Annotated in this window: 20 protein-coding genes and 2 tRNA genes; 8 read left to right on the top strand and 14 right to left on the bottom strand. The window is 33.2% G+C overall.

The genetic code is table 11. The features are described 5' to 3' along the window. Positions 1–3 precede the first annotated feature (3 nt). The 4 genes from ACIDC4_RS09565 to ACIDC4_RS09550 all read right to left on the bottom strand — a co-directional run bounded on the left by ACIDC4_RS09565 (position 4) and on the right by ACIDC4_RS09550 (position 7,038). Complete coding sequence (locus ACIDC4_RS09565) at positions 4–2,841, bottom strand: carboxypeptidase-like regulatory domain-containing protein (protein ID WP_412042717.1); 2,838 nt, start codon at positions 2,839–2,841, stop codon at positions 4–6. A gap of 381 nt (positions 2,842–3,222) precedes the next feature. Then, complete coding sequence (locus ACIDC4_RS09560; RefSeq protein ID WP_412042718.1) at positions 3,223–4,446, bottom strand: MFS transporter; 1,224 nt, start codon at positions 4,444–4,446, stop codon at positions 3,223–3,225. Between the two features lie 341 nt (positions 4,447–4,787). Beyond that, positions 4,788–5,828: a Gfo/Idh/MocA family oxidoreductase gene (locus ACIDC4_RS09555; RefSeq protein WP_412042719.1), complete on the bottom strand. Its 1,041-nt coding sequence runs from the start codon at positions 5,826–5,828 to the stop codon at positions 4,788–4,790. A gap of 136 nt (positions 5,829–5,964) precedes the next feature. Continuing rightward, positions 5,965–7,038 carry an NADH:flavin oxidoreductase/NADH oxidase gene (locus tag ACIDC4_RS09550; RefSeq protein WP_412042720.1) on the bottom strand — a complete coding sequence of 358 codons (1,074 nt, stop codon included), beginning with the start codon at positions 7,036–7,038 and terminating at the stop codon, positions 5,965–5,967. A gap of 199 nt (positions 7,039–7,237) precedes the next feature. Here ACIDC4_RS09550 and rseP point away from each other — a divergent pair, with 199 nt between their 5' ends. The 3 genes from rseP to ACIDC4_RS09535 all read left to right on the top strand — a co-directional run bounded on the left by rseP (position 7,238) and on the right by ACIDC4_RS09535 (position 8,849). After that, positions 7,238–8,578, top strand: a complete 1,341-nt coding sequence (gene rseP, locus ACIDC4_RS09545) for an RIP metalloprotease RseP (RefSeq protein WP_412042721.1) — start codon at positions 7,238–7,240, stop codon at positions 8,576–8,578. 85 nt (positions 8,579–8,663) lie between these two features. Beyond that, positions 8,664–8,737: transfer RNA gene (locus tag ACIDC4_RS09540), tRNA-Asn, on the top strand. Between the two features lie 38 nt (positions 8,738–8,775). Further along, positions 8,776–8,849: transfer RNA gene (locus ACIDC4_RS09535), tRNA-Asn, on the top strand. Between the two features lie 547 nt (positions 8,850–9,396). Here ACIDC4_RS09535 and ACIDC4_RS09530 read toward each other — a convergent pair. Genes ACIDC4_RS09530 through ACIDC4_RS09520 form a run of 3 tightly spaced genes read right to left on the bottom strand, consistent with a single transcriptional unit; the run spans position 9,397 to position 11,631 of the window. After that, entirely contained in the window at positions 9,397–9,816 is a 420-nt protein-coding gene (locus tag ACIDC4_RS09530; RefSeq protein WP_412042722.1) for a ubiquitination-like system serine protease family protein, read from the bottom strand. Next, a complete protein-coding gene (locus tag ACIDC4_RS09525; protein ID WP_412042723.1) occupies positions 9,813–10,988 on the bottom strand; it encodes a ThiF family adenylyltransferase in 1,176 nt (391 codons plus the stop codon). The genes ACIDC4_RS09530 and ACIDC4_RS09525 overlap by 4 nt, the downstream gene beginning before the upstream one ends. Continuing rightward, positions 10,948–11,631 carry a multiubiquitin domain-containing protein gene (locus ACIDC4_RS09520; protein ID WP_412042724.1) on the bottom strand — a complete coding sequence of 228 codons (684 nt, stop codon included), beginning with the start codon at positions 11,629–11,631 and terminating at the stop codon, positions 10,948–10,950. Before ACIDC4_RS09520 ends, ACIDC4_RS09525 begins: the two co-directional genes overlap by 41 nt. 436 nt (positions 11,632–12,067) lie before the next feature. Between ACIDC4_RS09520 and ACIDC4_RS09515 the strand changes: the two genes are divergently transcribed. Together ACIDC4_RS09515 and ACIDC4_RS09510 are read left to right on the top strand one after the other, a co-directional pair. Continuing rightward, the gene (locus tag ACIDC4_RS09515) at positions 12,068–12,424 is read left to right on the top strand and encodes a helix-turn-helix domain-containing protein (protein WP_412042725.1); all 357 of its coding nucleotides are present in this window, start codon (positions 12,068–12,070) and stop codon (positions 12,422–12,424) included. After that, on the top strand, positions 12,414–12,935 hold the full coding sequence (locus tag ACIDC4_RS09510) for an ImmA/IrrE family metallo-endopeptidase (RefSeq protein ID WP_412042726.1): 522 nt from the start codon (positions 12,414–12,416) through the stop codon (positions 12,933–12,935). The genes ACIDC4_RS09515 and ACIDC4_RS09510 overlap by 11 nt, the downstream gene beginning before the upstream one ends. 256 nt (positions 12,936–13,191) lie before the next feature. Here the strand turns inward: ACIDC4_RS09510 and ACIDC4_RS09505 are convergent, their stop codons facing one another. From ACIDC4_RS09505 to ACIDC4_RS09495, 3 genes are all read right to left on the bottom strand, one after another. Further along, on the bottom strand, positions 13,192–13,890 hold the full coding sequence (locus tag ACIDC4_RS09505) for a hypothetical protein (RefSeq protein ID WP_412042727.1): 699 nt from the start codon (positions 13,888–13,890) through the stop codon (positions 13,192–13,194). 4 nt (positions 13,891–13,894) lie between these two features. After that, positions 13,895–14,845: a hypothetical protein gene (locus tag ACIDC4_RS09500; protein ID WP_412042728.1), complete on the bottom strand. Its 951-nt coding sequence runs from the start codon at positions 14,843–14,845 to the stop codon at positions 13,895–13,897. Positions 14,846–15,253: 408 nt separating this feature from the next. Continuing rightward, positions 15,254–15,958, bottom strand: a complete 705-nt coding sequence (locus tag ACIDC4_RS09495) for a hypothetical protein (RefSeq protein WP_412042729.1) — start codon at positions 15,956–15,958, stop codon at positions 15,254–15,256. A 302-nt stretch (positions 15,959–16,260) separates the two neighbouring features. On the opposite strand from ACIDC4_RS09495, the gene ACIDC4_RS09490 reads away from it, so the two are divergent. Beyond that, positions 16,261–16,650 (top strand): helix-turn-helix domain-containing protein, encoded by a 390-nt coding sequence (locus tag ACIDC4_RS09490; RefSeq protein ID WP_412042730.1) that lies wholly within the window; start codon positions 16,261–16,263, stop codon positions 16,648–16,650. 59 nt (positions 16,651–16,709) lie between these two features. On the opposite strand, the gene ACIDC4_RS09485 is transcribed toward ACIDC4_RS09490, so the two are convergent. Continuing rightward, positions 16,710–18,668 (bottom strand): ATP-binding protein, encoded by a 1,959-nt coding sequence (locus tag ACIDC4_RS09485; protein ID WP_412042731.1) that lies wholly within the window; start codon positions 18,666–18,668, stop codon positions 16,710–16,712. 304 nt (positions 18,669–18,972) lie between these two features. Continuing rightward, positions 18,973–20,169: a C1 family peptidase gene (locus tag ACIDC4_RS09480; RefSeq protein ID WP_412042732.1), complete on the bottom strand. Its 1,197-nt coding sequence runs from the start codon at positions 20,167–20,169 to the stop codon at positions 18,973–18,975. A gap of 241 nt (positions 20,170–20,410) precedes the next feature. Here ACIDC4_RS09480 and ACIDC4_RS09475 point away from each other — a divergent pair, with 241 nt between their 5' ends. Both ACIDC4_RS09475 and ACIDC4_RS09470 read left to right on the top strand, forming a co-directional pair. Continuing rightward, complete coding sequence (locus tag ACIDC4_RS09475; protein WP_412042733.1) at positions 20,411–21,208, top strand: AraC family transcriptional regulator; 798 nt, start codon at positions 20,411–20,413, stop codon at positions 21,206–21,208. Between the two features lie 78 nt (positions 21,209–21,286). After that, positions 21,287–22,147, top strand: a complete 861-nt coding sequence (locus ACIDC4_RS09470) for a CPBP family intramembrane glutamic endopeptidase (RefSeq protein WP_412042734.1) — start codon at positions 21,287–21,289, stop codon at positions 22,145–22,147. A gap of 144 nt (positions 22,148–22,291) precedes the next feature. Here the strand turns inward: ACIDC4_RS09470 and ACIDC4_RS09465 are convergent, their stop codons facing one another. Next, positions 22,292–23,476 (bottom strand): BamA/TamA family outer membrane protein, encoded by a 1,185-nt coding sequence (locus ACIDC4_RS09465; RefSeq protein WP_412042735.1) that lies wholly within the window; start codon positions 23,474–23,476, stop codon positions 22,292–22,294. 77 nt (positions 23,477–23,553) lie between these two features. Next, on the bottom strand, positions 23,554–24,525 hold the full coding sequence (locus tag ACIDC4_RS09460) for a SphA family protein (RefSeq protein ID WP_412042736.1): 972 nt from the start codon (positions 24,523–24,525) through the stop codon (positions 23,554–23,556). Between the last annotated feature and the right edge of the window lie 55 nt (positions 24,526–24,580).

Below are 24,580 nucleotides of genomic sequence, written 5' to 3'. Positions count from 1 at the left end.
ATTTTATAAACTAATAGTAAGATTCACGAAATAAGTTCTTCCGTATCCGTAATAATATTTGGGGTCAAATGATGGTGTTCCGCTCGAAACATCCTGATTTAATGCTCTGAAATTCGCATTTCTTGCCTGCTCAAAACCTCCTGTTTTATAAGTCTTGTCAAGAACATTATTTATACTTGCAAAAAGTCCGACATATTTGCCAGAAACACGCCAGGATTTACCGCCTGTAATATTTAGTAACGAAATTGGATCGAATTTTTCTTGTTTTAATAAAGCGGCTGCACGCTCTTCTGTAGCTTCAGGAAAAACTAAACCGCTGATCGGATTTTTATAAAAACGGGCTGTTCTGGCAATTGGCGAAACATCAATATAACTTTCGGTCAAATAATTGATGTTGGCTCCCAACCACCAATATTTAGGATCTCGATATTCTAACCCAAAAGAGTAAGCTTGTTGTGGCATACCAGGTTGTTTGTAATTTTTGAGATATGATTCGCCAAAATCAAAAGTAGTTTGTATATCACCTTTCGCAGCGTTGGCATCATTTGTAACCGAAACATTTGGATTACTGTTATAAGTGTAATTACCGTAAGCTACAGATAATGTACTTTTTAATGTAGATGAAATTTGATATTCGAAACTCAGCTCTGCTCCAATATTTTTCTTGTCAAGATGCGTTAAGGTCTGACTCACAAACGCATCTGTATTATTGTAACTTGCGCCTCTGTCAAAAATTCCTTCGGCATAGAAAAAGGAAGTTTTAGTGGTGTTTTTGATTAAAGTATAATAAACCGTTGTGCGGATTTTAAGTTTTGGAGAACGGAAAACATAATTACCTTCGACACTACTGATATTTTCATTTTCGATTCCGTCTACAACTGAATTATTCAGGCGTGAATTCGCAAAAGTATTTCGAAGTGATGGCGCTCTTGTAAGATGCATTCCGTTAAAGAACAACCATTGTTTTCCTGAAATCTTATAAGTGAATCCGCCTTTGAAACCAAAATTTTCAAAATGTACTTTTTCACTTTTCCCCAGAGAAGTTGTTGGGTAAATTCCGTTTTGATACAAACCTTCTCTTTGATAATTGGAAATTGAATACGACTGCCCTACATAAAAATCGATCTTATTATAACTAAATTTAAACTGCGTAAAAGCATCAATTGTCGTAGCGAGAAGATTATAATTGTAACCATAAGTATCTCCTTTTTTTACCTGACGATTTGGATTCTGAAGATCTGATTGCGCCTGATCTCCAATGTAAAACGCATCGATATCTTCAAAATATTCACCTCCCAGCAGATCTAAAAGATATTGAAATTGATGTGATTTTAAATTCCGAAAAGTTATTCCGCCATCAAAAGAACTGTTTTCTGTAATTTGTATATTTAAGTTTGAATTGGCAGCAAACGTTTTATCATCTGCTCTGTCTTCATACAAAACATAATGACTCTGTGAAGGCTGATAACCTATAATCACGCCATCAGAATTTAATATTGGTTGCTGATTGGCCTGATACATTTCATCCCAATTGATTTGCTGATTCTCCAGAAATAGTTTTTTATTGAGTTCCGCATTTTCATAATCCGGTGTAAACTCTCCTGAAAATTCTCCGATATCTTTTCCGTAAAGTGAAGTGTAATAGCTGGGTAATTTTCGATAATAAACAGGATCCGGACTATTTGCATTTTGATAATCAATGGTACTGTTTCCTACTTTACCAAACTGATACATTACACTGGAATTCAGGTTTGCTTTTTCATTTATCTTGTAATAATGATTAAGCATCAATAAAGGTTCTTCTACTTTTTTTACCCTTGCATTTCGTTTTTCGCCATCCTGAAATCCCCAATACGAATTGTATTTTTCGTTGGTCAATTCGACTACTTCATTGGTATTGGCTGAGTTTTTTCCTCTTGAATTTGGCGTATAAAATCCTGTAAAATTCAGCGCATGCTTGTTACTTAATTTCTTTTCGACACTTATAAAAAACGATTCGGCATCGAAACTCGTTCCTTCAAAATAACCTTCATTACCAATGCGTTTTCCTGCCGATACTACATATGCCCAACCCGAAGAATTCATTCCGGAAGCATAGGTCGCATTGGCACGCCAATTATAAGTAGTATTACTTCCTGAAAAAGTAAGCCTTGCTCCTTTTCTATAAGTTGATGCGCGAGTCGATATTTGCTGCGTGCCCAGTATTCCTCCAAAAGTAAAATTTGAAGCTGCAGCGCCAACAGAAAATTCCTTATTTCTAAGTACATCATTCAAACCTCCCCAATTGCTCCATTGAGGTCTTCCGTCATAAATTTTATTCATGACCATGCCATTGAGCATCATTGTTCCGTTTTCGCTGTCCAGACCCCGAATTCTAAATCGGGCTTGTCCCCAATTGAAAGCGGAAGCTTGCATAAAAACATCTTTTGAAGATTGTAAAAGTCCTGATGTCATTTCTGACGAACTGTTATCATCTGATAATTCACTGTCTAATAAGGTGATTAACGTTGCAGGAACATCATCTGAAAAATTATCTTCTAATTGTAATATTCCGAGATTGACTGTTTGTTCCGGATTTGAGTTTATTTTTAAAAGTAAATCCTTATATCCCTGACTGTGCAGTAATAATAGTTGTTCTCCTTTTATAGCTGAATGCAATTCGAACTTTCCGTTTGTATTAGTAAGTTGTGTGATCGAAGAATTCTGGATACTTACAACAACATTTTCAAGAGGACTTTGCGTTTTTGCATCAATTACTATTCCTTCGAAAGTAGTTTCTTGTTGAGCAAAAGCAAAACTAAAAGACGATAAAATAAAAAGCAACATGTATTTCTTTCCCATGAAAAACCCAATTTACTTTGATAAATAGTTTTCAGATTAAATAGCTTTGATTTTCAAAACTTTCAACCCTTACATCAAAAGATAAAATTGGTCTTTGGAAAAGACTTTCGATAAATACGAAACTTAATTTTCAACCTCAAATATAAATAAAAAATAACAATAAAGTAATTTTCTTACAAATTTTTATTTTATAAATAAGATTGCTTTTTAAAAATCAGTAATTAATTTGGGCATTTGCTAGTTTTATTATAGCCACAGATTATAATGATTGAAATGATTTTTTCTCATTTAATGTTATTTTCGACAAAGGAGGCCTGAGCGATAGCCAACGTTCGCCACAAAAGATTGGAACGTATAGCGGGATTAGCTCCTGAAAAAAAATTATGCTTCGGTAGTTCTAATTTTCGAAACCATAAAGGCAATCAGAACACCAAAGATTCCGATAAAGGCAAAAGAAAACTGAAGTCCGAAAGCTTCCGCAATATGTCCAATAACCGGAGGTCCCATCAAGAAACCTAAGAAACTTACACTCGAAACAATGGTTAAGGCTTCTCCGGGAGGAACGGTAGGATTTTTTCCTGCCATACTATAAACGGTAGGCACAATGGTCGCAACTCCTAAACCAACAAGCATAAAAGCAAGGGTACAAGGAATAATATAAGGAAGAAAAACTGCGGTAAAAAGCCCAACAGAAATCATGACACCGCTAATTTGCATCACGCGTTCACGACCAAATTTGTTGATGAGTCCATCGCCTAAAAATCGTCCGCTGGCCATCATGATCATGAATGATGTATAACCTAAAATTACTAAAGGTCCGGGAGCTTGTACAATATCTTTAAAGTAAACTCCGCTCCAGTCGAACATTACACCTTCGCTGGCCATACTGCAAAAACCAATTACACCAAGCCAAAGCAAAGAGCTGTCGGGTTTTACAAATAGCTTTTTCTTTTCGGATGTTTTGTTTTTTATTTTTTCTTTGGCTTTGACCAAAAATTTAAAATTGAAAGCGACCATTAAAAGTACAATTGCGCCCACAACCAGAAAATGATGAAATGGTGTGAGTTTTAAAGTCAACATTCCTAAACCTACCAAAGCTCCGGTAAATCCGGCGAAACTCCACATGCCGTGAAAAGAGGACATGATTGTTTTTTTGAAAAGTACTTCGGTATAAACTCCTTGAGTATTTACGGCGATGTTGGCTAGATTTCCAAAAACTCCAAACAGAAATAATCCTAGTGATAATTGCAGTGCTGATGTTGCTAATCCTAAATTAGCCAAACACAAAACATACATTATTAAAGAGAAAATAAGGATGCGATGACTGCCAAATTTGGTTACCATTTTTCCTGAAAAAGGCATAATGATCAATTGTCCCATTGGCAAAGCAAAAAGAATCGAACCCAAATCGCCTTCGGTTAGATGTAAAGCAGTTTTTATGTCGGGAATTCTGCTCGCCCAGGTTGCAAAACTTAATCCCATTCCAAAATAAAACATTCCTACGGCAAAACGAATTCGGTTCAAATAAGAGGCCTTTGCTTCTCTATAAACTTTCTTGATTTTTCCTTTGGTTTGGAATAGCGATAATGGATTGAAACTGATCAAAGTGATTTATTTTTGGATTCTAGTATAAAAGTACTAAAAAGCTACTTTATAGACTATAAAACCCTACTAGTTCCTAAATTTATAACGTTATATGTTTATAAATTTATTTTTTAAGGGACTAAGGTTCTGAGGTGCAAAGGTTTTTTTGATGCCCACAGATTAGACGGATGAAACGGATTTACACAGATTATTTTTTGCTTTTATGTAGAGGCGCACTATAGTAGTAGTTGTTGCAAAAAAAAGACGCACTGCCGTGCGTCTACGATATAGTTTAAAAGATATAATTAGAATAAATCTGTGTTAATCCGTTTAGATCCGTAAAACCCGTGGGCAATTTTACGTTACAAATTAATTACCTTTTGTTGTGCATTACTTGCGATTGCGGCTTCTATAATTTGCATCACTTTTACACCATCTTGTGCTGTAACGGGTTCTATTTTATTATTTGCAATAGATTCGTAAACGCCATCAAAAAACGAAAAATAATTTCCCTGAAGTGTTGGGATTTTTTCTCTTATTTCTTTTCCGTCTATTTCGGTATGCAATAATCCTTGTAAGGTTTCTGATTCTGTTCCCCAAGCTTCTAAGTTTGGCTTTTTACCTAGTTTTAACTCATCTTCCTGAACATCTCCTCGAGGTTTTAAAAACGAACCTTTTTTTCCGTGAATGCTATATGCAGGATTGGCTTCGCGAACAAAAAAACTGGCTTTTAGTCGTACTCTGAAATCTTCATAAATCAACAATAAATCGATCCAGTCATCGACCAAAGAGTTTTCTCTTGTAAAGCGAATATCTGCAAAAACTGACTTTGGTGAACCAAATAGACAAACGGCCTGATCGATTAAATGCGGACCTAAATCTTTCAGGATTCCGGCTCCGTCATTTACAGTTTCTTTATGTGCTTTTGCACTCAATAAAGGATTATATCTGTCAAAATGAAATTCGGCTTCGACAATATCTCCCAAAGTTCCTTCTTTGATTATTTTTTGAACGGTTTTAAAATCACTATCCCATCTTCTGTTTTGAAAAACAGCCAATTTCAATCCTTTTTCTTTGGCTATTGCTGCTAATTCTTCGGCTTCGGCAACTGTTGTTGTAAATGCTTTTTCGACAACGGCGTGTTTTCCTGCCAATAAAACTTTTTTGGCATATTCGAAATGGGTTCCAACCGGTGTGTTTACAATTACCAAATCGACATCATCTGCTAATAAATCGTCTATCGAAGGATAACTTTTTACGCTTGGATAATCTTCCTGAATGAGTTTTTTGCTTCTTTCCCAAGATCCTAAAAGTTCAAATCCGGAGTGAATGTCTAAAAACGGAGCATGAAAAACTTTTCCTGACATTCCGTATGATAATAGTGCTGTTTTTATTTTTTGCATTTTGTATGTTTTTACAATTAAGTTTAAACATTTTATTTTTTTCTAACCATTAAGAGATTAAGATTATTAAGCATTCGAACTTAATTTTTCTTAATCTCTTAATGGTTCAAATCAAAAAAACTTATGTTTTTAAATTTTATTTAATCTTAGCGCGTTCGTATTGTTTTGGCCATTGAATATCATCATGTAATTCTTTGGCGAAATCTAAAGGTAAATTCGGATTTCTAAGAGATGCTCTGGCAAATAAAACCAAATCGGCCTGACCGCTTTCTAAAATTGCTTCGGCTTGTTTGGCTTCGGTAATTAAACCTACGGCACCTGTTGGAATATTTGCTTCTTTTTTGATTTGTTCTGCGAAAGCAACCTGATAACCCGGACCAACCGGAATTTTTTGGTGCGAAACCAATCCGCCTGATGAAACATCAATTAAATCTACTCCTTTTTCTTTTAAGATTTTAGAAAGTTGTACAGATTCTTCGGGATTCCATCCTCCTTCTGCCCAGTCTGTGGCTGAAATTCGCACGAATAAAGGTAAATTTGATGGCCATTCTGATTGTACTGCTTCAACAATTTCTAAGGTAAAACGGATTCTGTTTTCGAAACTTCCGCCGTATTCATCGATTCTGACATTCGTTAAAGGAGATAAAAACTGATGTAATAAATAACCGTGTGCTCCGTGAATTTCCATCACCTGATAACCGGCCTGAACCGCTCTTTTTGTCGCTGCTTTAAAATCTGAAACTACTTTCTGGATTCCGTTTTGGTCTAAAGCTTCCGGAAGAAATGGTTCATCATCATGATACGGAATGTTACTCGCAGAAACCGTTTGCCATCCGCCTTGAGCGAAATCTAATTTTTTATTCCCTTCCCAGGGAGCCGAAACACTTGCTTTTCGTCCGGCATGCGCCAATTGAATTCCGGGAATCGCATTTTGAGAAACTATAAATGCGTTGATCGTTTTTAATTTTTCGATGTGTTCGTCTTTCCAGATTCCAAGATCTGAAGGTGAAATTCGGGCTTCGGGAGAAACTGCTGTCGCTTCCTGAATAATTAGCCCTACTCCGCCACTGGCACGACTGCCTAAGTGAACCAAATGCCAATCGTTTGCAAATCCGTCGATTGCTGAATATTGACACATAGGCGAAATAACGATTCTATTTTTTAAAGTGATTTTTTTTATAGTAAGTGGAGAAAATAATAATGAAGCCATGTTGTAACTTTTTATGGTTTTACGCTACCTATTGAGTATGATAGTGTTTAAAAAAGTAAAGTTAAAGCTTCTTGATAAAAGGAGAAATCTAAATGTTTATTAATTAACAAACATTTAAAACCTTATGTATTATATTGCACTATCAAATTAAAATAGAAACGTTACTTTTGTGCGTTAAATTACGAACTAAAAATACAAAATGGATATAGTTATCAAACTCTCTCAATTTCTATTGAGTTTATCTTTACTTATTATTCTTCACGAATTAGGGCATTTTATCCCTGCAAAATTATTTAAAACAAGAGTCGAAAAATTTTACTTATTTTTTGATGTTAAATATTCTCTATTAAAAAAGAAAATTGGCGAAACCGAATATGGAATTGGTTGGTTACCACTTGGAGGTTATGTAAAAATCTCCGGAATGATCGATGAAAGTATGGACAAAGAACAAATGTCTTTGCCACCTCAACCGTGGGAATTTCGTTCTAAGCCAGCCTGGCAACGTTTGATTATTATGTTGGGTGGTGTTACTGTAAACTTTATACTGGCATTCATTATATATATAGGAATGGCGTTTGCTTATGGCGATACCTATGTAGCTAATGCTGACTTAAAAGATGGAGTTTTAATCGAAAACCCAGCAATGCTTAAAGCTGGTTTTAAAACTGGTGATAAACTTATTTCTATAGATGGAAAAAAAGTTGAAAATTTCGACAAAGAGTTAAACATGAATGTTATAATGGCGAAAGAAGTCCTGATCGAAAGAAATGGGCAACAACAAACCATAAAAATGCCAACTGATTTTGTTGATCAGTTATCAAAACAGGAAAAAGGACTTCTTGTAAGCATGAGGGTTCCTTTTGCAATTGCTGCTGTTACTCCTGAATCTGGAAACACGGCTTTAAAACCAAAAGATTTAATTATTAGCCTTAACGGACAAGATGCAAGATATTTTGATCAGGTTAAAACGATTTTAGAAAATAATAAAGGAAAAACAATCCCTGCTGTTGTTTTGCGTGATCTAAAGCAAGTACCTGTTACCGTTAAAGTTTCTGAAGCTGGTGTATTGGGTGTTAATGTTGGTGGCTTAAACATCGAATCTCTAGCAAAACTAGGCTACTATAAAGTAAGTACTAAAAACTATAGTTTCTTTGAATCAATTCCGGTTGGGTTAACAAAAGGGAAAGATCAATTAGTAGGATACGGAAAACAGCTTAAAATGATTTTTAATCCTGAAACAAAAGCTTACAAACAAGTAGGTGGTTTTGCAGCGATTTTTAACATTTTCCCTAGTACCTGGAGTTGGGAAACTTTCTGGTCGATTACCGCTTTATTATCGATTATGCTTGGAGTTATGAATTTATTGCCAATTCCGGCACTTGATGGTGGTCATGTGATGTTTTTATTATACGAAATAATTAGCGGCCGAAAACCAAGCGATAAATTCCTTGAAAATGCCCAAATAGTTGGTTTCGTTCTACTTATAACATTACTTTTGTTCGCTAACGGAAATGATATTTATAAGGCAATTGTTAAGTAGTAAAATATTTTAAAAAAAGTGCGAAAATGTTTTTGAGAAACTAAAAAATCCTTTATATTTGCACTCGCTAAAAAGAACAACAACTTCCTCCTTAGCTCAGTTGGTTAGAGCATCTGACTGTTAATCAGAGGGTCCTTGGTTCGAGCCCAAGAGGGGGAGCAACTTTTTTTAGCAAACATATTTACCTTTAAGGTGATTCCTTCTTAGCTCAGTTGGTTAGAGCATCTGACTGTTAATCAGAGGGTCCTTGGTTCGAGCCCAAGAGAGGGAGCTTAAAAAAAGACTTTACAGCAATGTAAGGTCTTTTCTTTTTTAACACCATAGCCAAATCAGTACTTCACGATAATTTATAAAAAAATGGAGATTTTGTCATTTGACAACTTTGACAGCTTTTTTAATAAAAAAGGTACCCATCGTAAATCTTGAGGTACCCATTTTAAAATTCCGAATTGTCATGCCAATTGTTTAACTCAAAATCAATTGAAAACATGCACCACGAAAAAATCACAAATCTGTTTGTAATTAGCACAAGCAAAAAGAATCAAAAAGGATTATGTCCTCTTAATTGCATCATTACTCTCAGTAAAAACAAAAACAATTCACTACAGGACTTTTTATAAATCCAAACTACTGGGAAAATAAACTTCAAAAAGTCAACATCCAAGCTTGCTATAAATCTGCATCGGAAGCATCAAGAATTACGGTAATATCTAAAACTTGTATAACTAGATGTTGTAGAGAAGAAAGAGAGAGTTCTGCAGGATTTATCTGGAAATATTTATAAAAATTAAGACGGCTCAAAAAGGCCGTCTTAATTTTTATAACATATCACGCAAAATTTTTGAAAACCATTTTTTAAGCCTTTCCCATCTTGAGATTTGATAGGTCACGGTTCGCTCCATTTCATCATAGTATTCCTTACGCTGTTGCTCTTCCGCCAATCTCCCAGCCTCAATTTCCTCATCTGACCACTTATTAGACCACAATATTTCTCCTCTACGAATCCAATAATGTGACTGACAAGGTAATTGCCAATTTCCAATTGATGGTTTTAACGTTGGCTTTTCTTCAATTACCGAAAGCGACCATTCATTTATTCCCAATGGGGTGATAATTTTACTTTCACAGCCACAAGGACATAAATGTCCAGCAATTTCAAACTCTTCTGATACATATAAAACATTAGCGTCCAATTTAATTGGTAAATGAGTAATCAACTTTAACGAAATTGTACTCATTCTCCCAGTGATTGAAAATTGTCTAATGTGAACAATATATTATAATAACTACTGTCGTCCACGTAAAATCCACGTAACTGTTTATATCGAACAACTGCCAGACAAGCATTTAATGCATTGAGTTCAGAGATTTGGATATTGTTTCGATAGACATCCTCAGGGATATTAGTAACAGGAACAACATTTTTTCCAAATATACTTTGTGCTTCATTCTCTGAAAAATAAGTTGTCCGTAAAGTTCCGCTAATTGCTCCAGCATTTCTGTCAAGCCCCATGCCCACATCGATGAATGGTATTTTCAACCTTATTAATAAATCAAAAATTTCCTTACGTGAAGATCCCTTGTCAACACATACAAACGCGAAAGTCACCCCAAACAGATCTTTGTCAGAATCTGACTGGATATACTTTGGATAAATGTTTATATTTTTTCGGAAATGACTATACCTTTTCCGATAAACTTCTGCCTTCTTTTTTCCAAACTCATTTGCAGAAGTTTTTCCCGGAGATCGATATGCATTATGCACATGAAAATCATCTAAGTCAAAAGCTTTAATTTCTTTCACAGGTGTATTTACCAAAAAGTCTAGAAGATATGAACCGGTTCCGCCCAATCCAATTATAGCTACAACATCATTATTTAATTTTGCCGAAAGATCTCCAATCCCTGCTCGACTTGTTAATGTATCATGAAACTTAAATACTGATTCGGAATTTGTCTCGACCAATCTAAAAGTAAAAGGCGTGATATCAAATAGAGACATAGCAGGACCAGAAAAAAGACTTACATAACTTTCTATTTTTTCAAAGAAATCCGTAAATCCACCATCCGGTTTATTTGAAAAACTACGTTGTACGACAATACCACCCTCTGACAAATATAGATTCGTTGCTCCCCCACCTAAATTTGCGATCGGCTTACCCGTTAGCTCATGTGGATGAGAACCACAGAAGAAAATCTGATGGTCCTCAAGTCGTACATGAACTTCATCTATGAAGATTACTTTTGAAACAATTTCGCCAATATGAAGATTTTTTTTATCATCTAAATACGGAATATCGCGAACGACCAAATAGTTATCAATCATTGAAACTGCGTATCCTTTGTCTACGAGTTTTTTAAGGTCTTCGTTATGACTGACCAGTGTGCTTAACTTTGAATTGGATTCCATCTTTTACTTTTATTGAAGCACCAGGTGACAAAATACCCTCAGGTTTGCCACTTTGACCATTCTTATAGGTTACTGAATAAGTTCTCTCGGGATGTTGCGGAAAATCTGGAAAGGCTAACGTTACAACTTCTTCGTATGTAATTCTATTATTTTTAAATTCGAAGGGCGTACTGTTGACATAAATTGTTACCTTAAAATCTACCGGAACACTGTAGAAATGTTCAATCGTTGGCCTTGCGAGATCAATCTCTTCATCATCTTCAATCATATTGTCTTTATAAGGCTTCTCATTGTCGAGATAAATAAGGTCGTCGGAATCGATGCCCGCAACATCTCGAATTTGTTTACCTGTAATAAATTGTTCAACCCATTGATATGATATTCCATTTACTGTAAATACCAATTTTTCGGTTGAATAGAATTTTTCAATTCCCTGACGCGCCAAATTTACTGTAGTAGAAGATAATATTAATTCATCCAACCACGGTTCTTCTACACTCAAGTAAAGCCTGTCACCTTCCTTAATTTCTCCAATTTCACGGATTTGTTCGCCACTGATATATTGGTCAAACCAATCATAGCTTTTTTTATTGACTGTTAGCTTCAGTACCGGCTTACCGGCATTTTTGTTGATGTCTTCCATCTTCTTTGTAATTCTCCCCGGATTATTTCAGTCAATTGCAGGGGATAGTAATACAATTGACTGTGCAGAATGTATTACAGTTGCATAATCCAAAAAGAATTATTACTTTCGTAGTACAGAACAAAGGGCTTGAGATATAAAAATACCTCAGAAAGATGTCGTCAACATTAACCCTTATAAGTTACCCAATTAACCACTGCAAATGGATAATTGGGTTTTTGTTTTTACACGAAAAACATATCGAATACAAATATAGTATTATTTTCAATATGTTTGCTATAAAAACATAAATAAAAATGTTTATTAGATAAACAGCCGATTTAATCGATGAAATGTTGATATAGCAAACAAAATTCTTATTTTGTTTACAAAACACACTTTATATGATTGTAATTAGGTAACTTTGTATTCATTTTAGAAATCTAAAAATTAGGTTATGTTAAATTTTAATTCAGTTTTATATAAAATTCTTGGAAATAGAATTAAAAATCGCCGTGAAGATCTTAAGATTAATCAAACTGATTTAGGAGAAAAAGTAGGTATTGGACGTAGTTCTATTACTAATATAGAAAACGGAAGACAAAAGCCTCCTTTATCAATAATTTACAAAATATGCAGAGAATTGGACATTGATGTTCATACAATATTACCTACTTATGGTGAAGTTGAAGAAATTATTAATTCGGATAACGACAAAAGCTCTTTGAAACCATATTATGAAAAATATGGATTAGATGAAAATTTACAACGTGAGATAGATAATTTATTTAATAAAAATACTGATGATATATAAACATATAGAAGAAAGTTCTGAAATTCTTTTAAAAGAAAATGGGTTTTATAAAGTTGGATTTGATATTGACAAGCTAGTAAAACATTTGAAAATTGAATTAGTTAAAAAGCACTTTGATTTTGAGAGTGATATTTCAGGATTATTAGCTATAAATAACAATATGACTGTTATTTCTGTAAACATAAACGAAAATACTCAACGTCAAAGGTTTACAATAGCTCATGAACTAGGACATTTTGTTTTGCATTCAAAAGATCAACCTTTTTTTATTAATAAGACTGCCAAAGTAATGTATAGGAATAATGCGTCAGCAAGTGGAGAAATACATAAAGAAAGAGAAGCAAATGCGTTTGCGGCTGCTCTCCTTATGCCTAGAGGTTTGATTTCCTTGGAAGTCGAAAATTGTCAACATGAAGGCGATGAAGCTGTGAAATACCTCGCGAAAAAATTCAAGGTTAGCGAACAAGCTCTGTCTTTTCGTTTATCAAATCTTGGATATTATATAGGTTAGTTCCCTAAATTTATAAATAATAAATAAACAGCATGCAATTCAGATGCCTAAATAATACTAGCACCCTTAAGGACTAGAAAGAGAATTGCATAGTGAGTTCACTGAAGAAAGAGCCCAAATGGGAGCACAGAGAATACTTAAAACCTTATATACATTTTGTTTGTAAGGCTTTCTTTTTTCTAGGGGACGAAATTATTTAAGTTATATTAAAAAAAAGAACCTCAGATAGAGATTCTTTTATATTTATATTGTTTTATTAAGCTGCGGAGACTGTTAAAAAGTGATTTTCTATAAGGCTAAGAATTTCATCTGTTTCAATTTTTCTGATAGGTGCTTTTGTATAAAATGAAGTTGAAAACATTTCAGAAGGCAATATTCTCTTTAGCTTATCTTTATTAAATAATTCGTCAATACTTATTCCTTCGGTAATTGATAAATTATGTAAATACGCTAAAAATCTATTTTTATTGTCTCCTAACGAGTCTAAAGAAGTTATATTCCAATCAGCGGTTTCTAAGTATGGAGTTTTTAAAAAGCCGGTAAGAACTTTTATACAGAATCCAACACAAGTCGTGATGTCAATTTTGGCATTTTTAAGGTAGTAATCTCCATTACTATCATAATATGATTCATCAAAAAAGAATCCATAGGTTGGATTTGCTTCAGTTGATAGTTTTTCACAATGCCATAAAAAAGAGCAGATTAATTCTTCATCTATTAAATCTATTTTTTTCAAGTATAGATTTGCTGGTAAAGTGTCTATTAGTTCAACTTTTTTTCCAGTATAGTGAAAGTATTTTAATTCGCCTTCAAAACATACTAATAGACCTGAATGATAACAATTTCCTTTTTCGTCAATTTCAGTAGTACAAGCTACAAAATCTTCTTCTTTGCTGATTTCTGTTGATTTAAGAACATTAGAAGCAATAGTTTTTTGAGTTATTTTTTTTGCCATTTTACTACTTTCTAATTTTTTTATTTAATAATTGTTCTAGCTCACTTAGAGAATCAATAAAAGATTTATTTAGAGCAGGGTCTGCATATTTTTCTACATTTTTAGATATAACTAAAATAGTTTTTAAGTAATTAGGATTGACTTCTTTATTTTTAAAAATTCTCAAAAACTTTGCAGCATTGTCAAAATCTTTGTTATTGTAAAAGGCTTCTAATTTTGAGCTTATTTTATGCAATGGGGCAGTTCCTTTTAAAGTAGCGATTTCCTTAAAGAAATTTTCAAATTCTAAAAAGTATTTTTTAGCACTATCGGTCATGTATGAATCGCAAAATCGGTATTCTCTTTTTCCTTTTTTCTTTTTGTCAACCCAAGCAGAAATGTAAATTTGTTTATACAGAAAATTTACTTTTTGAGCCTCTTCTTCAGTGCAGGCAATTGTTATAATTCCAGAGGGTATTTCTAGATGAAAATTTGGATTAGTTCCACCATTCTGCATTAATTTTCCCTTAATAAACTCAACTTCAAAATAATTTGGAGTCAAATCGCGTTCTCTCTTACTTTTGAAACCGTTATCGAAATAATCGGTTATTTCTATTCGTGAATTATTGTTTATGTAAAATATTTTGAAATCTTTTTTCTCGTGAATATTGTCTCGAATTATATTTAATTTTTTTACATAAAAATTGTCTCTTGTTGATTTGTTTTGAACAACATCTTCAATTTTTTTATGAACAACTCTTAAGTCATTATGCTGTCCACTTAATAATGGACAAGCACTTCCTTTTTTTACCCCAATTTTTAAATCAATGTTGTTAATCTCTTTTTCATAACGAGCAATTGAAATCATTGATTCTAAAATTTCTTTTAGGGACTCGGTTGCACCAATAGACATACCATCTAAATCAATATCTCTATTGTTGTTATCTTTTTTAAGAACAATTTCTATACTATCCATTGTTTGTGTTTTATGTTTTATAAAAACATAACACTGATAATCAATAATTTTATCAGTGTTTTTTGTGCGAATTTATGTTTCAAATATACCTTTAAAGTTTTAATTGAATTGTAAAATTTAATAAATTTCGAAATATTATTTAATTAATCGGCTAAGTCTCTAAACCAATTCCTTAATTTACTTTAAATATTATAGACTTAAAATTCCACTTATTGCAAAAAGACATTATTTAATTTAATAACCATTTATAATCTTAACTTAAGACATACAATTCGGCAACATAATAATGTAAGACAAGTTAAAGTATTATTATTACTAACATAACTGTCCTTGGTTCGAGCCCAAGAGAGGGAGCTTAAAAAAAAGACTATCAAATGATAGTCTTTTTTTTTGTTACAATAGGAAAGATTAATTCCTCACCAATTTATTATGCTTCACTACATTGTTGCCTGTATTTTTACTTTCAAATAAAAGCATTGCTTCATTTGCTTTACCCATTTGATTGATTCCTTTTAGAGATTCTGCGTAACGATAATAATACATAGCATCTAAATCTGTTTTCATAATAAAAAGCTCTTCGTAGTATTTAGCCGCCGTGGCCAAATCACCATCAAAATAAGCCCTGTCTGCGACTTTTGTAAGCATCTCTACAGATTTATAGCCTTTATCTAAAACTTTAGCATAGGTGTCGACTACATCAATGGTTACATATTTTAAATCTTCGGCTGGAGCGATTACCTCGACTTTGATGGGCTCAATATTTGTAACACCATTATCAACGACAGCTTTTGACTGTAATGCTATATCACCTCTTTTTACTCTGGGTTTTCTATATATTGGAGTTACAACCCTGGTGTTATTTGGCCCCAGATCATTTGTATAAACCATGTCTAATTTTGAAACTTCGTATTTGGTAATTCTTTTCCCGAAAGTCATATTGATGGTTTCCTCTACATAATAGCCTACAATTACCAGATTTTCTTTAGAGGAATTATCAGAACGCACTGTTGCATTTTCAATTGATGTAATGGCGGCAGCATTATCTTTGCTTTGACCAAAACAGTTAAAAGAAACAGCTAAAATGATTATAAAGTATTGTACATAAGCTTTCATAAAAAATCTATAAAAGTGAGACCATCTAAAAACATATAAATATACTGATTTTTAAATACTTACAATTTATTTTTACCGTAAATTACCCGAAAAACCGTTTAAATGTTAATTTTACTGATTAAAGCACAACAATCTCTCTTTGCAATAGATTTAGTTGCTAGATGTACGAAAAATTGTATTTTTGTTGTAAACATTGCAATTGAGCAATACAAATTATTGAAATCTTAAAATGTATCGTACAAAGGCAAACTTGTATTTTACTGTAAAGATAATTTCTCAAGAATTTTAAATATCTTTGAACTATGAGCACACTAACAAAACCAAATCATATAGGGCGAAAAATAAGCCGTATTCGTGAACTCCGTGATATGAAGCAGGAAGCATTAGCTCAGGCTTTAGGAACGAGCCAGCAAACCGTTTCTGCTATTGAAAACAGCGAAACCATAGATGAAGAAAAACTTCAGGAAATAGCTAAAATTCTTGGTGTTACCGTTGAAGGAATTAAAAATTTCTCTGAAGAGGCTGTTTTAAATATTATTGGTAATACCTTAAATGATAACAGCGTTATTAATGGAAATGCATATAACTGTAATTTCAACCCACTTGATAAAGTTATAGAACTTTATGAGCGTTTGGTTTTGGCTGAGAAAGAGAAAGTGGAATATTTGGAGAAGCTGTTGAAGGAAAAATAGATTACTTCTGTGGAAATATATAAAAAAAGAGATCTCGTTTGAGATCTCTTTTTTTAGAATCAGATTTTAGATTCTATCTTTTCAGATTTTTGCAAAAGCATATTTAATCTTGTTTGTTTTCTAATAATATCTAAAAACACTTTATTTCTTGCTTCTGCATCATAGATTAAAGTTTTTATACTTACAACATAAATAGAAATTCCCATCTTATCATAATATCTATGATAAATAGGAGCTTCAGAGGAAAAAAGAGGTGTATAGCCATCTCCTATTAATCTTTCAGAAAGTTTATCATCAATATCTGTAATAAGGTAACCGTAAACCTCTTGAATATTTTCTCGGGTCTTAAATGCATTAACGTAATCAATAAGCTGTTGCACTCCGTTAAATTTTTTTCGATCAGATTTTGACGCAAAATCAAATGGTTTTAACTCCACCAAGACGGATTTTAATCTTTCAGGATTTTTTGGATTGTGAGAAAAAAACAAAGACAAATCAGGCTTATCTTTTAATATATCGATATCTTCTATTGATTCTTTAATATCATTTAAAACATCTACAATTCTTTTATCACTTGCAGCGTAACTATATGTTGTAAACCTATCGTCTAACAACCATAAATTATTTTTACCAACACTAAAGTAATCGTCTTTAGTATACTTTTTCATAAACAAATTATGTATAACACTCTCTACACGCTCACTTCTATCTACTAAGGACTTTAATCTTTCAATAACTAGAACCCTATCATTTATATATGATACTAATTCATTTTGAGCTAATTGTATTGCTTCATTTAATTCATCATCTGAATACTCTTCTTTCCCTGCATTTATAAGTACTTTTTCTTTAGCAATGTCAAAACGTTTTTTAGCTTTTTCTATAATAATTCTTTTATCCAAAAAGCCAGCCATCTCTATATCTTCGGGTTCAATATACTGAACTAAATATGGTCTTTCTTCTTGAATTTGCTGTAACTTTTCCTTGTTAATTTTTTCTGTATCAGGAACTCCTTTCTTAACTAATTCTCCGATCTCTTTCTTTAATTTTGAATTGATCATTTCCCAAGACAAGCTAGAAACTAGATCCGTTCTTATTGGAAAGATATCAAAATCATTTCTTTCATTATTAACTTTTTCGTCAAAGTAATCTGATTCTAGTAGCATAAAACCAGAATAGCCGTAAGGCATTGAAATTTTTAAATCTTGTTTTTCAAAATCACAAACAGTTCTATTATTTGCACAATAATAAGCATACATATTACCACTCTGATTATAAATTATATGATGCAAATAAAATTTAAATACATTACCATCTCTATTTTGCACTTCAAAGTTTTTCTTCGTGAAACTAGGAATATCATCAGGTGTAATTTGCACCGAAAAATTATCATATTCGTTAACAAAATCAATAATTATATTTACACCCTTTTGCTTATAAAAAAATAAAGTTGGCACAAGATTCATAAGAACCTTTTCCTTTATTTTATGCAAGTCAAGTTCGATTCTTCTATCTAATTTCTTGTCACTATCAAAGTACTGTTTTGTTAGCTTTGTCAATAAAATTTCCGTTTCATTATTTTCAACTTTTCTTGATTCTTTTTTTAAATCTTCTGTATCAAAATTAATATCAAAATTAATAGTTCTTTGTTCTTGAGTTGATTTTATTTTACTATTATATTTAGCAAATTCATATAATTTTAAAAACACAAACCTACCAACACCTTTACACCCTAAAGCCTTTTTATATTCTGTTCTATATTTAGAAAATGAACTGTAATTTTCATCCGTTAGACCATCCCCATTATCTATAACTCTTATAGTATCAACTCTAATTGAACCTATTTCCCTTCCTTCATCATTTAACAAATTATCATTCGTATTTAAATAACATCTAATATTTGTTGCATTTGCATGAATAGCATTTGTTATTGCCTCAAATAAAACATCATATTGAGTTACTCTAGAACTTATATCTTCATTTACAATTCTACTAATTTCAGCTAACATTTGACTCATAAAAAGACTATTTAAATTTTTATTATCCGAATTTGATTAAAGCATAAATTCTAAACATTACAAGAAAACTATATATTTATTTTAAAATTTGCTAATCTTCAAAGATAATGTTTATTGTTAAAAAAATCAGTTAGAATTGGAAATACAACAATTAGAATTAAATAAAACTTTCTTGACTAGAAAAATAAAATTATTAAAAATCTTATAATTTTAATTACATCGAATTCAATGTAATTAAAACAAAAAAAAAAACGCCGCAATTACTTGCAGCGCTTTTTCAATATTATAAAAAACCTAAAAATAATTAAACCCCTAACTTCTTAGCAATTTCAGTAGGAATTCCTCCTTTGTTTAGTAACAAAGCAGTTGTTTTATATTTCACAAAGTTTTTAGTTACAAACAAGTATCCTTTGTAGTCGTTTGTTGCTCCCCATGAATTTTTTACGATGTAATATTCTTTTCCGGTTTGATCTTTTGCAATACCTATAATGTGCATTCCGTGATCGTCTGTTGTAGTGTAGTTATCAAATGCAGCCTGACGCATTTCTGGCGTGATTTCAGGTTCAGCTTTTGGTCCGTTGAACATGTCTGCTTTTTCTTCGGAAGTCATATCATCAAATTTCTTTGTTGGCACATACGCAACACCATTTTTCCAGCTAAAGCTTTTCTCGCTTACATCTGTTGCCCATGCTACCGTGTATCCTTTTTTCAAAGCATTGTCGATAACATCAGTCATGTCGTTTACTTTTACGTTATACACCTGATCAAATGACCAGTTGTCCGGTACCATCATGGTTGTTTTTTCGTAATACGGAGAGGTTGTAAACGATGAAATTTCTACATACTCATCAGGATTAATTCCTACTACTTCTTTAGCAAAAGTTTGTGGTGTGTAATTTTTCCCTTTGTAGGCAAAGTTTTCCGGCACGGTTCCTAAATACGAATCGATAACTGCAGCGTAGGCTTTTTTCCAGTTTGGGGTTAATTCTCCATTCGGGTTTTTAACTACAGCTGTCAAAACACCTTCGATCATTGCGGCCATTTCACCAAATTTATTTTTATCTGTTCCGTAGTTTAATCCTGTGTAAACTTCTCTTGGTACAGTTCCGTATTTTTTATACATATTAATTACATCGTGCAATGCTCCACCATCACCTAAAGTAACAGCTCCGTGCATACGTACATAATTAACTCCTTTTTCTACATAAACGTTTCTTGCAGAGTAAATCTGAGACAATTCTACCGGTTGTTTTCCTAAACGAATCATTTCTGACTCTAAGAAAGAGTTGGTAGAATAACTCCAACATGTTCCTGATGAACCCTGAAGTTTTACAGAAGTAGTTCCTAAATTGATTACGTCAGTGAATTTAAAGTTTTCTTTACTTTTTTCGCTTGCATTCAGTTTTAGTGAATTCACTAAAATGTCTTGTGCAAAACAGCCGATTGCTCCAACAAAAAAAACCGAAGCAGCAAGTACTGATTTGAATGAAAATGTATTCATAATTTATATTTAATGATTTGATAAATAGTTGCTTTAATTTACAATTTGTTACAAAACAATTAAATTTTAGTTAATAAAACTAACCTTGAACCGTTAATATTTACAAAATGTTTTTATTAAGCTATAAAAACTTACAAAATATGCAAAACCGTAACTTAAAGAGAATCAAAAACAAATGATTTTTAATTTTAGCAAATATGTAGTAATTTGGTTCCTGCAAAGCCACTCATAATCCTGAAAAATGTTCGAACTCGAAAAAGAAAAATATTTGGGCAATACCAAAAATATCTTCAACAACAAGCAAGGCATTGCGGTTGTCGAAACGGAGTATCAGCAAAAGGTTTACGAAGGATGGCATTCGCATAATAATGCGCACATAACGCTTTTCCTGAAAGGCGGAACGGCCGAAAAACGAAAAAACTCCAGTACGGTTGTAGGCCCGGGCTCTTTATTATTTTACCACAGCGACGAATTACATCTTAATCAGGATACTCTTTTCCCTTCTAAAAACATCAATATAGAAATAGAAGAAAACCTGCTGAAAGAACTTCAAATCTCTGAAGCTATTATCGAAAAATCTACCCGGAATACTACGCTTACTAAATTTTTGATCCTCAAGATTTTTAAAGAATCGATGGTGGCTGATCCTTTTTCCGGCGATACGATCAATATGTTATTTGCACAATTATCGAATGCTAACACGCATTTAGAAAAATATGAAAAAAGTCCGTTTTGGGTAAAGAGTTTAAACGAATTACTGAATGATTGCTGGAACGAAAATCCAAACCTGCAGGATCTCGCTCAGGTTTTAAACTTAAATCCTATCACGATATCCAAGCATTTTCCTAAATATTTTGGCTGTACTTTAGGCGAATATATGCGCCGCATAAAAATAGACCGTTCGCTTTCGCTGATAGAGTCTAACCAAACTAATCTGACCGAAATTGGTTTTCAATGCGGATTTGCAGATCAAAGTCATTTTATAAGAACCTTCAAAAATCAAACGGGATTTTTACCCAAACAATTTCAAAAATTATAAGAGAGGCAAATTTCATTCTATTTTTTGGTTTTGATGTCGCATACATTTGCTTCATCATAAATCATAAAACACAATCAGATGGAAACGCTTACTTTAAAACAAAGAACTTTTAATTCTCCTGTAACCAAAATTATTCTTGCCTTATTGACTTTTTTGGCGGTGGTTATTATTGGTCAGCAAATTGCCGTAAAATTACTGGATTTAACTTCGCTCGATAAAGATTATCGAAATCTTCTCAAAGGTCTTTTTGTGTCGGCATCATGCGTTTTGAGTTATATTCTATTCTTTAAAAAATATGATAAAAGAGCCGTAACCGAGTTTGCCGCAAAAGGTCTTGCAAAAAATCTTATCATTGGTGCTTCAATTGGTTTTATCCTGCAATCACTTACTATTTTAGTGATTTACCTTAACGGAAGTTACAGCGTTATCAGCATCAACCCTGTTTCGTTTATCCTGATTCCGTTTGCCCTTATGTTTACCGTTGCCATTATCGAAGAAATATTGGTAAGAGGTATTATATTTAGAATTATGGAAGAAAAATTGGGAAGTTATGTTTCTTTGATCATTTCGTCGGTACTATTTGGCGCTTTGCATTTGGCAAATCCTCACAGCACTTTGATTTCGAGTATCTGTATTACTACTGCGGGTTTTTTGATGGGTGCTGCTTTTATTTACAGCCGTAATTTATGGATGCCTATTGCTTTACATTTTGCATGGAATTTTACCCAATCAGGGATTTTTGGAGCGATCACTTCCGGAAACGACAAAACAAAGAGCTTATTAGAAGCCAAAATACAAGGTCCGGAATTTATTACCGGTGGAGCATTTGGTCCCGAAGGATCGATAGAGGCCATCGCTTTTTGTGCTATAGGAACGATTATAATATTGATTTTGAGCCGCAAACAAAACAAAATCATCAAACCATACTGGAAGCAATAAACATACTGAAAACCTTGTTAGTAACTCTTCTTTTTTTTTAAAATCTGCAAGCTGAAACTTTCATTTATCAACTAAAACAAAAAGTCTCAACAGATCATATCTATTGAGACTTTGGCTTTATAAACTAACTAATTGTAATGCTAATTATCGCAACCAATTGCTGCCAAATACTACATAATAAGCCCAATCTTCATTGCCTTTTGCAACGTCGACTCCCATACGGAGTTTGAATTTTCGGGCCAGTAAATATCTAAAACCTGTTCCGTAACTGTAAACGACGGGTTTGGCAAAAGCTTTATCCCAATCGTTAAAAGCACTTGCAACGCCGCCATATCCCATAAGACTCCATCTTCTGTATAAATCCCATCTTAATTCCCCTTCGGTAACAATACTGGTTTTACCCTGATATCTCGCAGCAGGAATTCCTCTTAGGTTAATTCCCGGTCGCAGATAAAAAGCCGGATTTCCAAATGCCTGTTCTCCTTCGATCCTGAGTCCTCCAATTAATTTTTTAGTAAGAGGATAATAACCTATGGCGGACAAATTTACGCGCCAGGCCTGGTAATCACTGCCTATTGCTTTATCTGACCAAAAAAAGTCTGACTGTAGTCGTATTCCTTTATCGGGAGTAAAAATATTATCCCGTCCGTCGAACTGAAGCGCTGCCCCTAACTGACTAACGGTACTGTTGACATCTTTGAGATTGGCAAATAGAGGAAGATTATTTAAATCCGGAAAATTAATTTTAGAATCTAATAAAAAATATTGTGGGCCAGCACTCCATTTTCCGTTTCGAAACTGCTTCATAACGCGGGAATAAAAAACAAACGATTTAAAATTAAGGTCGATTTCTTTATCATTACCATTGGGTAAATTTTCATAAAAAGACATGTTTACATCTCCGTAACCAGCTCCTACACGATACATTATTCTTGATTTTATGAAACTTCCTGCCCTAAATGCACCTGCAACCCAGCTCTTATTTCCGGTGTACATTCCCATTGCTCCGGTAATATCAGGATCTACAAATCTTTTCTTTCCGTTTTCATCAATAACGGGCGCATGTTTTTTAAGAAAAATAGGTACAACCGCGCCTCCAATTCCGCCTAATGCAGGTTCTGTAATTAATGTTGGAACCACAATAAAACCATGTGCATAAATAATATAATCGCTTAAATCGAATGCTCCATCGAGAGAATCTTTTACGCTAATATGTGGTTTTTGTCCCATCATGGTAGTACATGATAAGATAAAGAAAAGATTGGCGAGAATAATTTTCTGAAAGAGTTTCGTACTTTTCATAGTAGCATCTGAATATTTATTTCTCATTTAAAGTAATTTAGATTGTATGGCATTCATCAGAAAATATTCACTCAATAAAAAAACAGTTGCTTAGTATTTGCTCACTATTTTTTCTTGAAACTAAACACATGGGCGAGTGTGAGAAAAAAGGTATTTCCCTGAAATCTATTTACGGCTTCGACCTCAGCAATCCATCGAAATCCTGCAGAAGTACTACAGCCAATATGGTAGTAATTGATCTCGGCTCCAATACCTCCAACGCGATCTTTATCGGTTTCAATAGTTCCAAATACAGGAACCGGTATCTGATCGTTTGTCACTTTATATTGTAGGTAATAAATTAATCCTGCGTTTAATATTCCTTTAGGCGCTGTTTTTTCAGGATTCATCATATAAAATGTTTTTCCTAAACCTCCTTCAATACTTAAAAGGTCTCCCGTTTTAATATCGGTATCTTTCTTTTTTCCGTTGAGTTCATAAGAAGCCAAAGCTGAAAAATGTACTGTCTTTTTATCATTAAAAAATAAAGTTGTTCCGGCCGAAAATTCATTCATAAACATTCCTAAACCGCTATTATCCGAAGCTCCAATATCAAATTTACCTGTTGGCAAATAGATTTGATAGCTAAAAACAAAATCGGCTCTTTTATTGTGCCAGCCTAGTTGAACCGGTACTATATAAGTATCTGTTAAGGCAAAAGGACTTTTGGAGTCTACGGTATTTCCCTGAATTCTATTGGATGCAAATGCAAGCAAAACAGTTGCGCCATAATTGGCTCCTAAAATTTTAAAATCACTTACGTAGGATGCTCCAACACCTGTAATAAACATGTTCAGGTCAGGATTTGCAATAGATTTATCGCCATCGGCATTTCGTAAAGATGAAGCGCTGTAAATATATCCCGGTACATAAACACTTAAGGTATTTTCCGGAGTCTGCGTTCCGGATTGTAGCCCCATTGCGCCAAGAATATGACCTCCTTTAAGCTGTGCATGACTAAACAAAGAAATCAAAAGAAGTAAAAATGTAAAAGATAATTTTATGGCTTGTCTTTTGGTATTAAATTTTGTTTTCATAATTGCTATTTTAAAAATTAATGAGACTCCACAACTTCTTTTTACAAACTATCTG

It is taken from the genome of Flavobacterium sp. C3NV (assembly GCF_046825355.2).
In the GTDB taxonomy this organism is placed as follows: Bacteria; Bacteroidota; Bacteroidia; order Flavobacteriales; family Flavobacteriaceae; genus Flavobacterium.
This window is presented reverse-complemented; position numbering and strand designations above follow the sequence as displayed.

Coding starts and splice junctions, on each gene's coding strand:
- ACIDC4_RS09530 (WP_412042722.1), bottom strand. CDS start 9,816: ATGAGTACAATTTCGTTAAAGTTGATTACTCATTTACCAATTAAATTG.
- ACIDC4_RS09460 (WP_412042736.1), bottom strand. CDS start 24,525: ATGAAAACAAAATTTAATACCAAAAGACAAGCCATAAAATTATCTTTT.
- ACIDC4_RS09500 (WP_412042728.1), bottom strand. CDS start 14,845: ATGGATAGTATAGAAATTGTTCTTAAAAAAGATAACAACAATAGAGAT.
- ACIDC4_RS09495 (WP_412042729.1), bottom strand. CDS start 15,958: ATGAAAGCTTATGTACAATACTTTATAATCATTTTAGCTGTTTCTTTT.
- ACIDC4_RS09555 (WP_412042719.1), bottom strand. CDS start 5,828: ATGCAAAAAATAAAAACAGCACTATTATCATACGGAATGTCAGGAAAA.
- ACIDC4_RS09515 (WP_412042725.1), top strand. CDS start 12,068: ATGTTAAATTTTAATTCAGTTTTATATAAAATTCTTGGAAATAGAATT.
- rseP (WP_412042721.1), top strand. CDS start 7,238: ATGGATATAGTTATCAAACTCTCTCAATTTCTATTGAGTTTATCTTTA.
- ACIDC4_RS09470 (WP_412042734.1), top strand. CDS start 21,287: ATGGAAACGCTTACTTTAAAACAAAGAACTTTTAATTCTCCTGTAACC.
- ACIDC4_RS09510 (WP_412042726.1), top strand. CDS start 12,414: ATGATATATAAACATATAGAAGAAAGTTCTGAAATTCTTTTAAAAGAA.
- ACIDC4_RS09490 (WP_412042730.1), top strand. CDS start 16,261: ATGAGCACACTAACAAAACCAAATCATATAGGGCGAAAAATAAGCCGT.
- ACIDC4_RS09525 (WP_412042723.1), bottom strand. CDS start 10,988: ATGGAATCCAATTCAAAGTTAAGCACACTGGTCAGTCATAACGAAGAC.
- ACIDC4_RS09520 (WP_412042724.1), bottom strand. CDS start 11,631: ATGGAAGACATCAACAAAAATGCCGGTAAGCCGGTACTGAAGCTAACA.
- ACIDC4_RS09485 (WP_412042731.1), bottom strand. CDS start 18,668: ATGAGTCAAATGTTAGCTGAAATTAGTAGAATTGTAAATGAAGATATA.
- ACIDC4_RS09475 (WP_412042733.1), top strand. CDS start 20,411: ATGTTCGAACTCGAAAAAGAAAAATATTTGGGCAATACCAAAAATATC.
- ACIDC4_RS09550 (WP_412042720.1), bottom strand. CDS start 7,038: ATGGCTTCATTATTATTTTCTCCACTTACTATAAAAAAAATCACTTTA.
- ACIDC4_RS09565 (WP_412042717.1), bottom strand. CDS start 2,841: ATGGGAAAGAAATACATGTTGCTTTTTATTTTATCGTCTTTTAGTTTT.
- ACIDC4_RS09505 (WP_412042727.1), bottom strand. CDS start 13,890: ATGGCAAAAAAAATAACTCAAAAAACTATTGCTTCTAATGTTCTTAAA.
- ACIDC4_RS09465 (WP_412042735.1), bottom strand. CDS start 23,476: ATGAGAAATAAATATTCAGATGCTACTATGAAAAGTACGAAACTCTTT.
- ACIDC4_RS09480 (WP_412042732.1), bottom strand. CDS start 20,169: ATGAATACATTTTCATTCAAATCAGTACTTGCTGCTTCGGTTTTTTTT.